A 10,928-nucleotide genomic window follows, 5' to 3' on the forward strand; every position below is an offset into this window, starting at 1 on the left:
CGGGGGAGCGGGAGCAGCGGTGACCAGTCAGGACCACACGGGCATGCCGCCGTTGCGGCCGGGCGACCCGCGCGACGTCGCGGGGTACCCGCTGCTGCGCCGGATCGGCGAGGGCGGCATGGGGGCCGTGTACCTGTCCCGGACGCGTGGCGGCCAGCCGGTCGCGATCAAGGTGATCCGTGAGGAGTTCGCCCGCGACGGGGAGTTCCGCCGCCGGTTCGAGCAGGAGGTCCGCGCGGCCCGGACGGTGCAGGGCTACCACGTGGTGCCCGTCATCGACCACGACACCGGCGGCACCACGCCTTGGCTGGCCTGCCGCTACGTTCCCGGCCTCGCACTGGACCAGGCCCTCGGCGGGTTCGGGCCGCTGCCCCTGACGACCGTGTTCCAGGTGGTCGGCTGCGTCGCGGAGGCGCTGCGCGCGGTGCACGCGGCCGGGATCGTCCACCGGGATTTGAAGCCCAGCAACGTCCTGCTCGCCTCCGACGGCCCGTGGGTCATCGACTTCGGCATCGCCCGGGCCGAGGACGGCACCCGGCTGACCGCCAGCGGCTCGATGATCGGCACGCCCCACTTCATGTCCCCGGAGCAGGCGCTCGGAGAACCGGTGACCCAGGCCGGCGACGTCTTCGCGCTCGGCCTGATCGCCGCCGTCGCCGCCACCGAGCGGCACCCGTACGGGGAGGGCAGCGCGATCACCCTCGCCACGCGCATCGCCAACACCGAGTACCGGCCCCCGGACCTCTCGGGCTACCAGCCCGAGCTGCGCGCGCTGCTCGCCCGTTGCCTGCACGCCGACCCGGCGGCCAGGGCCACGCCCGAAGAGCTGGCGGACCTCTGCAACCGTGTCCTACCCCGGCCCCTCCGGGCCTTCGAACACTGGCTGCCGGCGCCCCTGGCGGGGGAGATCCGGCGCCGCGAGACGGCCGTCCGCCGGCTCCTGGACGGGGACGCGCCGGTCGAGGGGCCGCCGGCGGAGGAGAGCCCGGTCGAGCCTGCGGTGCCTGAGCCCGCCGCGCCCGCACCTGCCCCGGCCGAGTACGTGCCCACCGCCCCCGCCACCGCACCCGTCGTAATGCCCCGGCCGCAGCCGCCCGCGCCCACCCGCGTCCTGGATCCGGACTTCCTGACGGCCGTCGCTCCCCAGGCCCCCGCTCCGCCCGCGCCGCCCGCCTACGCCCCCCAGGTCCCCGTTCCCCCCGCTTCGCACACGCCCGCGAGGCCCAGGCGACGACGACGTCTGGTGGCCGTGTCGTTCCTGGTCGTCGGCCTCTATATCGCCTACCTCTCGTTCGCGGCGCTGGACGTCCCCGACGAGAAGTCCACCGCTCCCGTCAAGTACGGACCGGTCGATGTCACCATCGACTCCGCTCAGGCCGCCTCCATCGACCTCGACGCGGACCGGCCGGTGGTCGGTGCGGATCCCGCCGATCTGGCGGTGCGGTGGAACGCGGCCGGCGCGCCGAGCCTGGGGGTCGAGCGGGCGCGACCGGCCCTGGCGGCGGCCGCCCGCCCCTTCGACGACTATGGTCCGAGCTCCGGCGAATGCAAGGTCCAGATCAAACAGAACGGCGCCGCCGACAGCGGCCCCCTGGTCCCCGGCAAACAGTTCTGCTACCAGACCCGCAAGGGCCGTACGGTCGTCCTGAGGATCGTGGCCGTTCCCTCGGGCGTTGGTCCCCTCCGGTTCGCCGTCACCGCCTGGGACGACGGGCCGAAGTGACCCCGGCGGGCTCTCAAGCGGGGATCAGCGCGTCCCACTCGGCGCGGGTCGGCCCGTCGTGGGTCGGGGCGAAGTCGGGGCGGTCGGCCAGCCAGGCCGTGACGTGGCGGTCCACCTCGTCGCTGCCGTAGGCGGTGTCGGGGGTGTGGACGAGGTGGCGCACGTGGGCCCGGGCGCGCATGACGACGGGGTCCTCGAAGGCGCACGCGGCCACGGCGGCGGCCCGCACGTCCGTGGCCGGTGCGGCCTCGGCGAGGCGCTGGGCGTTGGTCTGATCGGCCTTCACCTGGGCGTCGAACCACGGCCGGAGGGTCCGGGTGCTCCAGGCGTGGTAGCCGGCGGGGTCGGCGGCGACCTCGTCGGCGTGCGCGGCGAGGTACTGGCCGGCCAGGAGCCCGAGGGCGACGCCGTGGCCCAGGGTGGGGTTGGTGTGGACGAGGCTGTCCCCGGCGTTGACCAGGCCGGTGACGACGGGCCCGTCCGCGTCGACGAGTGAGGACCAGCGGTTGTCCAGGCCGGCCATCGCCAGGACGGCGGACTGCGGTTCGGGGGCCAGGTCGAGCCAGGCGGCGCAGGCCGGGAAGCGGTGGAGGACGGCCTCGAACACGGCGGGGTCGGTGAGCGCGCCCCGGGTCGGGTCGGCCGTGGAGAGCACCAGGCTCAGCGCGAAGGTGTCGTTGTCGGACGGGAAGACGCCGGCCATCGCGAACGGCGCGACCGAGCCCGTCTTGACACGCCCGGGGTCGCGCGGGCCGTCGGGGCGCAGGCGGTACCAGCGGCACAGGTAGGCGATCCCGGCGCGGTGGCTCTCGACCACGGGCGGGCGGCAGCCGGCCGCGGTCAGCCAGCCGGGCACCGGCGAGCGGCGGCCGGCGGCGTCGACGACAAGGTCCGTCGGGTGGGTCCCGGCGTCCGTCTCCACACCGGTGACCCGGGTGGGACGGTCCGCCGCGAAGGCGAGGCCGCGCACCCGGCAGCCGCGCCGCACGTCGACGGCGGCTTCCCGCTCCACGGCGGCGGTCAGGGCGGCCTCCAGCACGATGCGACGGGTGCGCAGGGTGATCAGGTCCTCGTCGCCGTCCCGCTGCGGCGGGTGCGCGTCGAACCAGTCGAAGTCGTGGTACTCGTGGGCGCCGCGCGCCAGGAGGTCCGCGTAGACGTCCGGGGCCTCGGCCCGCAGCACGGTGCGCACCGGCGCGAGGAAGGAGTGGGGCTGGTCGGCTTGGGGCACCCGGGGCCTGGCCCAGTCGTAGAAGTCCCGGTCGAGGTCCTCACCGGCGGCCCGTGTGTCCTGTTCGAACAGCGTCACCACATGGCCCCGCCGGCCCAGCATGAGCGCTGTCCCCAGCCCGCTGATACCGCCACCGATCACTGCAACCCGCGCCACTGAGGCTCCCCTTCGCGTCGTGTTGCGGAGCGATCTTACTGTCCGATGATCGCCGCCCGTCAAACCGGCGTCGCCCCTGGCAGCGCCTCCGGGGTGCGACTGGAAGCAGCGACGCCGACCGCGTTGCGGCGCCGCGGCCTGTGCGCCTGACACCGCAGGGCGAGGGCGGGAAGCGGCCGTCTCTCCTGCCCCCGCCCTGCGGTACCACAGCACCTCGTCCAGAGCATCCGCCCCGCGTATAGGGCATTACGCCCGCGCGAGCGCCCCGCCGTCGATCACGTAGCCGGAGCCGGTGATGCGGGCGGCGTGGTCCGAGGTCAGGAAGGACACGAGGTCGGCGACATCCTCCGGCTCGCTGACGCCCTTCATCGGTGCGCCCTCCATCTCGACCATCATCTGGACGACATCGTCGCCGTCCTGCCCGGTGGCACCCCTGATACTGTCCGCGACCATGTCCATGGCCGGGGTCCTGACCAGTCCCGGAAGGACGCTGTTGACGCGGATCCCGTACCCGGCGACCTCGGCCGCCAGTCCCTTCGCGTAGTGGAGGAGCGCCGCCTTCGCCGCTCCGTAATGGAGCAGGGCGCCGACCGGCCGCTGGGCGGTCGTCGATGCCATCTCGATGATCACCCCGCTGCGCTGTTCGATCATCGACGGCAGGACGGCCCGGTCGAGCCGGACCGCAGCGAGGTAGTTCGTCTTGAGTGCCTCGATCCAGTCCTCGTCAGGGATCGTGGAGTACCCGCCCAGGTGCGGCATGCCGCCGCTGCTCGCCCCACCCGCGTTGTTGACCAGAATGTCCACACCGCCGAGCAGTTCGAGAGCCGTGTCGGCCAGCTGCCGGACGCCCTCCAGGCTGCTCGAATCGGCGATCACCAAGTGTGCCGAGTCCGGGAGCCCGGGTGCCTCCTTCCGTGCCGAAGTCACCACGGTTGCCCCCTCGGCGACGAGCCTCCGCACGATCGCCAAGCCGATACCGCGGGTACCGCCTGTCACCAGCGCGCGTTTACCCCGTTTACTCGTTGACGCGTTTGTTTCGTAGGACATGACGCTTTCCTGTCTTCGACGGTGCTTCAGTGATGGCCCCGCGGGGTGGCACGGGGCCCGGTGGCCGGGCGATGATCAGCTCGTCGGCTTCTGCGACTGCCGTTCCGCCGCAAGGTCCAGGATGTTCCGGTTCCCCTCCGTCCAGAGGATGGTCATCGCCAGCTCGTCGATCCTCCAGTTGCCGCCGGAGCGCACGAGATGGAAGCGGTAGGTTCCGCCGATGCGCCACAGCGGGGAGCCCATGGGGTTGTCCAGCCGGTGAGTCGCCTGGAAGGAGGCCGTGCACTCGGCCGTGGCGCCCTCGAACGACACCAGGTGACTGGTCATCAAGTGCTGGGAGGAGTCGTAGCCACCGAGCACCGCGACCCAGGAGTCGACGAGTTCCTTCGACGTCACCGTGGTCGGTGACCCGCCGAGCAGGCTGGTGTAGTCGAGGAGCACTTTGGGAGCGAACAGGGCGCGGGCCTCGTTCCATTCGCGCCGGTCGCTGTGCCACCCCGTGCGATCGCAGATCTCGATGACGGCGGTGCGGTCGTCCATGCGTTGTTCCTTACCGGGATCGGTCGGGGATGGGCGTGGAGGAGCGGTCACCAGGTGACGGGGAGGTCGTGCAGGCCCTCCAGCGTCATGCCGACCTTCATGGAGACCTCGTCCATCGGCACCGCGAGGCGCAACGTGGGGATCCGCTCGAAGAGAGCGGTGAACAGGATCTCCAGTTCGGCCCGCGCGAGGTTCTCTCCCAGGCAGCGGTGCGGTCCGTGACCGAAGGCCAGATGGCCCTGGGTGTCCCGGCGTATGTCGAACACGTCGGGATTCTCGAAGGCCCGGGTGTCGCGGTTGGCTGCGGCGGTGGACAGGATGACACCGTCCCCTTCCTTGATCGTCCGCCCGGCCACCTCCACATCGGCGGTCGCGACCCGCAGCGTCGTCAGGTCGGCGATGGACAGGAAGCGCATCAGCTCCTCCACCGCGCCGGGGACCAGCTCCGGGTCCTCGCGCAGCATCGCCAGCTGGTCAGGGTGCTGCAGCAGCGTCAGGGTGCCCAGGCCGATCATGCTCGTGGTCGTCTCCTGACCGCCGATCAGCAGGGCGACCATCAGCTTCGACACCTCGATCGACGTCAGCTCACCCGTGTTCAGCCGGTCCCTGATGAGCGTGCTCAACAGGTCGTCGCTCAGGTTCGCCCGCTTCGCGTCCACCACCTTCACCAGGTAGTCGAGCAGTTCCCGGCCGGCCGTGACGGCCTGCTCCAGGTCCGGCGCCTGCATGATCCCCTGGGCGTGCACCTCGAACAGCTCGTGCTCCTCGTAGGAGATGCCGAGCATCTTGCAGATCACCCGCGACGGCAGCGGCCTGCCCAGCACCGCGACCAGGTCGACCGGAGTCTCGTGCCGCAGCAGGTCGCCGATGAGCTCGTCGGCCACCTCCTGGATCATCGGACGCAGCCTCTCCACCTGCTTGGCGGTGAAACGCGGCAGCAGCATGCGCCGGCGGGCCTTGTGCCGCTCCCCGTCCAGACCGAACAGCTCCTGGGTGAACTCGGGGAAGTTCTTCTCCCGTTCGGCGAGGATCGGGAAGGCGGGGTTGTCGTGGTCGGAGGAGAACAGCTTCGCGTCGGCGAACATCTCCCGCGTCTCCTTGTGCTGGGTCACCAGCCACGCGACCCGGCCGTCGTAGAGTTCCACCTGGGAGAGCGGGCCCTGCTCGCTCAGCTCCGTGTACTCGGTCGGCGGGTGGTAGGGGCAGCCCCGCCTCATCGGGTACTCGTGCAGCTCCGTGCCGGTCGTCGTCGACTGCTCAGTCATGGTCAGAACCTCTCTCGTCGTGGTGGGGACGTGGTGCGGATGCGGAACGCCTGTCACAGGCCGGGAAGGGGGACGGAGAGCCATCGGTGCACCGCCAGGGCGGCGGCTCCGGCGTCGTCCTCCACGATCGTGAAGTGGTCGCCGTGCACCTCCTGGACGGCCATCGGGAACGCCGGGTCCTGCTTCCAGACGTCCGCCGGGACCTCGGGGGAGCCGTCCACCGGAGGCAGCGGGGCCGTGGCGCGGACCAGGAGATGGGGCGCACGGGTCGGTGCCGGGGAGAAGCCGGCGAACATGCCCAGATACGCGCCCATCGCGGTCCACCGCACGTGGTCGATCCTGCCGATCGACTCCTCCCGGTCGAACATGCCCCGGGTCAGCGCGGGCTGGATCAGCGGGAGCCGGCTGTCGGCGAAGTACGTGTCCAGCAGCACCACGCCCAACGGGCCGCGGTCCGTCTCCTCCAGACGGCCCGCCACCGCGTTGGCCAGCCAGCCGCCGGAGGAGTAGCCGACGAGGACGTACGGGTCGCCGGCCGTGTGGCGCAGGACCGCCTGTGCCTGCGTCTCCACCATGGTGGCGAAGTCGGCGGGCAGCGCCTCACCCTCGACGAAGCCCGGCACCTGCATCGCGGACACCTCGCGGACGCCCGCGAGCGCCGCGGCGAAATGGGCGTACTGGAGCGGGCTCGACGAGGCCCCCACGGTGGGGAAACAGACCAGGGCGGGGCGCTCGGGGCCGCCCGACAACCGGACCGGTTCCCGCACGGCCCCGTCCTGCGACGCCGTGAACGTCGGCCGCAGCCGGGCGGCGGCCACCAGGAACGCGTTCCCGTCACCGATCCTGCCCTGTGCGCATGCCTGCCGGTACAGCACGTCGACGGTGTCCTGCGTCCGGTGTGCGACGGCGTCCTGCCCGGACCGGCTCGCGCCGAACAGTGCGTCGAGCCGCTCGGCGAGCCCGGCCGGTGTGGCGCTGTCGATCACGATCGTGGCGGGAAGACGGAGGCCGGTCGCCTCGCTCAGGGCGTTGCGCAGCTCCACGGCGGTCAGCGAGTCGAACCCCGCCTCCAGGAACGGCCGGGAGACGTCCAGGGCCCCGGGGTCGGTGTGGCCGAGCACGCTCGCGGCGCGCGTCCGCACCAAATCCAGGAACTCCTCCCGCCGCTCCTCCGCGCCGAGATCCGCGAGGTTCCTGCGGGCCGTAGCCGTAGTCGTAGTCGTAGTCGGCGCAGGCGGCGGCGCGGGCAGGAGCCCCCTGAGCAGCGTCGGCACCTCCTCGCGGCCCGCCGCACGCAGCGCGACGGTGTCCACGTGCATCAGGACGACCGATGCCTCGGCACCCGACCGGGCCACGTCGAACAGGTCCAGGCCCTCCTCGGAGGAGAGGGCGGCCACCCCCGAGCGTGCGAGCCGGGCGAGCGGGTTCCGGGCCGCCGTACCGGTCATGCCGCCGCTGCTCTCCTCCCACGGCCCCCAGGCCAGCGAGACGGCGGGCAGCCCCTGGGCGGACCGGTGCTGCGCCAGCGTGTCGAGGAAGACGTTCGCCGCCGCGTAGTTGCCCTGCCCCCCGGCGCCCAGGACACCGGACGCCGAGGAGAACAGGACGAACCCGGCGAGGTCGCTGTCCCGGGTCAGCTCGTGCAGGTGCCACGCGGAATCCAGCTTGGCCCGCAGCACGCTGTCCAGCTGCTCCGGGGCCAGCGAGGTGAGCACCCCGTCGTCGAGCACACCGGCCGCGTGCACCACCAGGCTCAGCGGATGCGTGGCGGGCACGCCCGCGAGGAGCTGCGCCAGCGCCTGCCGGTCGGACACGTCGCAGGTGGCCACGGTGGTCTCGGCGCCCAGCTCCGCCAGCTCCGCGACCAGCTCGGCGGCCCCGTCGGCGGCCCGGCCGCGACGGCTCGCGAGGAGCAGGTGCCGTACGCCGTGGCGCTCCACCAGATGACGGGCCACCTGTCGGCCCAGGCCCCCCGTGCCCCCGGTCACCAGCACGGTGCCCTCGGGGGCGAGCGCGAGATCCCCGGGCACGCCGCCCCCCGCTGCCCTGGCGAGCCGAGGGGTGAGGAGCGCGCCCGAGCGGATCGCCACCTGGGACGCGCCGCAGGCGAGCGCGGCGCTCAGCGCGCCCGACGACCCGTCCTCACCGTCCACGTCGATCAGCACGAAGCGGCCCGGATGCTCCGTCTGCGCGGACCGGACCAGGCCCCACACCGGCGCGTGGGCCAGCGCCGATGGGTCCTCCCCACGGCGCGCGGCCACCGCGCCGCTCGTCACGAAGGCGAGACGTGCCTGCGCGAACCGCCCGTCGGCGAGCCAGGACCGGACCACCACCAACGCCTCGTGGACGGCGGCGTGGCTCGCCGCGACGACCGACCCCGTGCCCGGCCCCAGGACCACGACCACGGCATCCGGGACCGCCTCACCGGCGGCGACCGCGTCCCCCAGGTCCGCCACACCGGCGAAGCGGCCCACCCGGACACCAGCGGCCTCCAGAGCCCCGGCGTACCCGTCACCGCCCGGACCCACGACCGCACAGCGCCGTACCGGCACCGCGTCGCGTGCCGCCGTCCTGGCCCAGTCGACCCGGAAGACAGCGCCGTCCCGGACACTCTGCGTGGCGCGGATCTGCTCGCGGGAAATCGGCCGCAGCGCGAGGCCCCGTACCGACATCACCGGCCGGCCGTCCAGGTCCGAGGCGGCCACCTCGATGCTGCCTGGCCCGTCCGGCGCCAGCCTGACACGCAGCGCGCACGCCCCGGCCGCGTGCAGCGACACACCGCTCCACGAGAACGGCACCATGGCCCCGCCCTCGCTCTCGACCAGGCCGCCCAGGCCGGCACCGTGCAGTGCGGCGTCCAGCAGCGCCGGATGCAGACAGAACCCGCCGGTCTCGTGCGTGCGTTCCTCCGGCAGCGACACCTCCGTGAAGATCTCCGCACCGCGCCGCCACGCCCGCCGCACCCCCCGGAACAACGGCCCGTAACTCAGGCCCGCGGCGGCCAGCTCCGCGTAGAGGCCGGACGTGTCCAGTGCGAGCGCGCCGTCCGGCGGCCACACCACGGGGTGCTCCGGCTCCCCGCCTCCGGCGGAGAGGAGACCGGCGGCGGAGAGGAGACCGGTGGCGTGCCGGGTCCACGTCTGCGCCGAGGGCGCGTCCTCCGGCCGGGAGTGGACGCTCACCGGCCGGCGTCCGGAGGCGTCCGGAGCGTCGACCACGACTCTGACGTGGACGGCGCGATCCTCGGGGAGGACCAGCGGCTCCTGGAGGGTGAGTTCCTCGACGTCCGCGAGGCCGGTCTCCCGGCCGGCCGTCAGCGCCATGTCCACCAGCGCGGCCCCTGGCAGCACCGGGGCGCCGAGCACCGTGTGGTCGGCGAGCCAGGGCTGCTCCGCCGCCGACAGCCTGCCGGTGAACAGGACCGTCTCCGCCGTCGGCACGTCCACCTCCGCACGCAGCAGGGGGTGCGGCAGGTCGCGCTGCCCGGCCCGGTGGGGCTGCCCCGCCTCCCCGTCCGCGGACGGGGCGAGCCAGAAGCGCCGGCGCTGGAAGGGATAGGCCGGCAGGTCGACGAGCCGGGGCCCGGCCGCGGACAGGTACGTCCGCCAGTCCACCGGTACGCCGTGCACGTGCAGCCGGGACAGCGCCGTGACGAGCGTCTCCTCCTCCGGCCGGCCGGCCCGGACCGCCGCCAGTGCCACCGCGTTCCTGCCGGTGAGACAGCTGTCCGCCATCGGCGTCAGCGCGGCGTCCGGCCCCAGCTCCAGGAACGAGTCCACCCCCTGGGCTTCGAGGGTGCGGACGGCGTCGAGGAAACGCACCGCGTGGCGCGCGTGCCGGGCCCAGTAGTCGGGGGAAGCCAGCTCCTGCGCCGTGACCACGTCCCCGGTCAGCGTGGAGACCAGCGGGATACGCGGCGGCCGGTGGTCGACGCGGCGCGCGACCTCACGGAAGGCGTCCAGCATGCCTTCCATGTGCGGGGAGTGGAACGCGTGGCTCACCCGCAGCCGCCGGGTCTTGCGCCCGCGCGCGGCGAACCCGCCCGCGATCCGCTCGACCTCCGCCGCGTCCCCGCTGACGACGACCGAGGACGGGCCGTTGACCGCCGCGACGGCGACCTTGTCGCGCACGCCGTCCACAGCCGCCAGCACCTCGGCCTCGCTCGCCTCGACGGCCGCCATCGCGCCGCCCGAGGGCATCCCCTGCATCAGCCGGCCGCGCTCGACCACCAGCAGCGCTGCGTCCGGCAGGGACAGGCAACCGGCGACGTGCGCCGCGGCCAGCTCTCCCACCGAATGGCCGGCGACGCAGTCCGGCCGCACACCCGAGTGCTCCAGCAGCCGGAACAGCGCCACCTCGAAGGCGAACAGCGCCGGCTGCGCGTACGCGGTCCGGTCCAGCAGATCCTCGTGCCCGGAGTCGCCCAGGATCACTTCCTTCAGCGGACGGCCCAGACGGACGTCCAGCTGTTCGAGCACCGCGTCCAGCGCCTCGGCGAACGCCGGGAACGCCTCGTAGAGCGCCTTCCCCATCCCCGGGCGCTGACTTCCCTGACCGGTGAACAGGAACGCGACCTTGGGCCGGCCGGCCGTACCGCGCACCAGACCGGGCGCGGTACCGCCGTCCGACAGCGCGCCCAGCGCCCGGCGCACCTGCTCTCGGTTCCTGGCCACGACCACCGCGCGGTGGCCGAGCGCGGCACGGCGGCTCAGTGACCACGACAGGTCGGCGAGCGGTACGTCGGTCCGTTCGTCCAGGTGCGTGAGCAGGCCGCGCGCCTGCGCCCGCAGCGCGTCGTCGCTCTTGGCGGACAGCACCCACGGCAGGGCGACGCCGGAGTCCAGAGCCTGCGTGCCGTCCACGGGGCGGCGGGTCTCCGTGGGGGGCGCCTGTTCGAGGATGACGTGGGCGTTGGTGCCGCTGACGCCGAAGGAGGAGACGGCGGCGCGGCGTGGGCGGTCGCTGT

6 protein-coding genes are annotated in these 10,928 nt (G+C 73.4%); 1 reads left to right on the forward strand and 5 read right to left on the reverse strand.

Annotation, left to right across the window (positions count from 1 at the left end):
- Positions 1-19 precede the first annotated feature (19 nt).
- Positions 20-1,723, forward strand: coding sequence for a serine/threonine-protein kinase (locus tag ACFV4G_RS28030; protein ID WP_380444886.1), 1,704 nt, complete (start codon positions 20-22; stop codon positions 1,721-1,723).
- A gap of 13 nt (positions 1,724-1,736) precedes the next feature.
- Here the strand turns inward: ACFV4G_RS28030 and ACFV4G_RS28035 are convergent, their stop codons facing one another.
- From ACFV4G_RS28035 to ACFV4G_RS28055, 5 genes are all read right to left on the reverse strand, one after another.
- Positions 1,737-3,110 carry an FAD-dependent oxidoreductase gene (locus tag ACFV4G_RS28035; RefSeq protein WP_380444887.1) on the reverse strand — a complete coding sequence of 458 codons (1,374 nt, stop codon included), beginning with the start codon at positions 3,108-3,110 and terminating at the stop codon, positions 1,737-1,739.
- A gap of 246 nt (positions 3,111-3,356) precedes the next feature.
- Positions 3,357-4,157: an oxidoreductase gene (locus tag ACFV4G_RS28040; RefSeq protein WP_380444888.1), complete on the reverse strand. Its 801-nt coding sequence runs from the start codon at positions 4,155-4,157 to the stop codon at positions 3,357-3,359.
- 75 nt (positions 4,158-4,232) lie between these two features.
- Entirely contained in the window at positions 4,233-4,697 is a 465-nt protein-coding gene (locus tag ACFV4G_RS28045) for a nuclear transport factor 2 family protein (protein ID WP_380444889.1), read from the reverse strand.
- 47 nt (positions 4,698-4,744) lie between these two features.
- Positions 4,745-5,962, reverse strand: coding sequence for a cytochrome P450 (locus ACFV4G_RS28050; RefSeq protein WP_380444890.1), 1,218 nt, complete (start codon positions 5,960-5,962; stop codon positions 4,745-4,747).
- Positions 5,963-6,015: 53 nt separating this feature from the next.
- The coding region (locus ACFV4G_RS28055) for an SDR family NAD(P)-dependent oxidoreductase (RefSeq protein WP_380444891.1) at positions 6,016-10,928 on the reverse strand (4,913 nt) is incomplete at its 5' end.

It is taken from the genome of Kitasatospora sp. NPDC059747 (genome assembly GCF_042732955.1).
In the GTDB taxonomy this organism is placed as follows: domain Bacteria; phylum Actinomycetota; class Actinomycetes; order Streptomycetales; family Streptomycetaceae; genus Kitasatospora.

Bases quoted from the DNA above. Each gene is read 5' to 3' on its own strand.
- ACFV4G_RS28040 (WP_380444888.1), bottom strand. From the start codon at position 4,157: ATGTCCTACGAAACAAACGCGTCAACGAGTAAACGGGGTAAACGCGCG.
- ACFV4G_RS28045 (WP_380444889.1), bottom strand. From the start codon at position 4,697: ATGGACGACCGCACCGCCGTCATCGAGATCTGCGATCGCACGGGGTGG.
- ACFV4G_RS28050 (WP_380444890.1), bottom strand. From the start codon at position 5,962: ATGACTGAGCAGTCGACGACGACCGGCACGGAGCTGCACGAGTACCCG.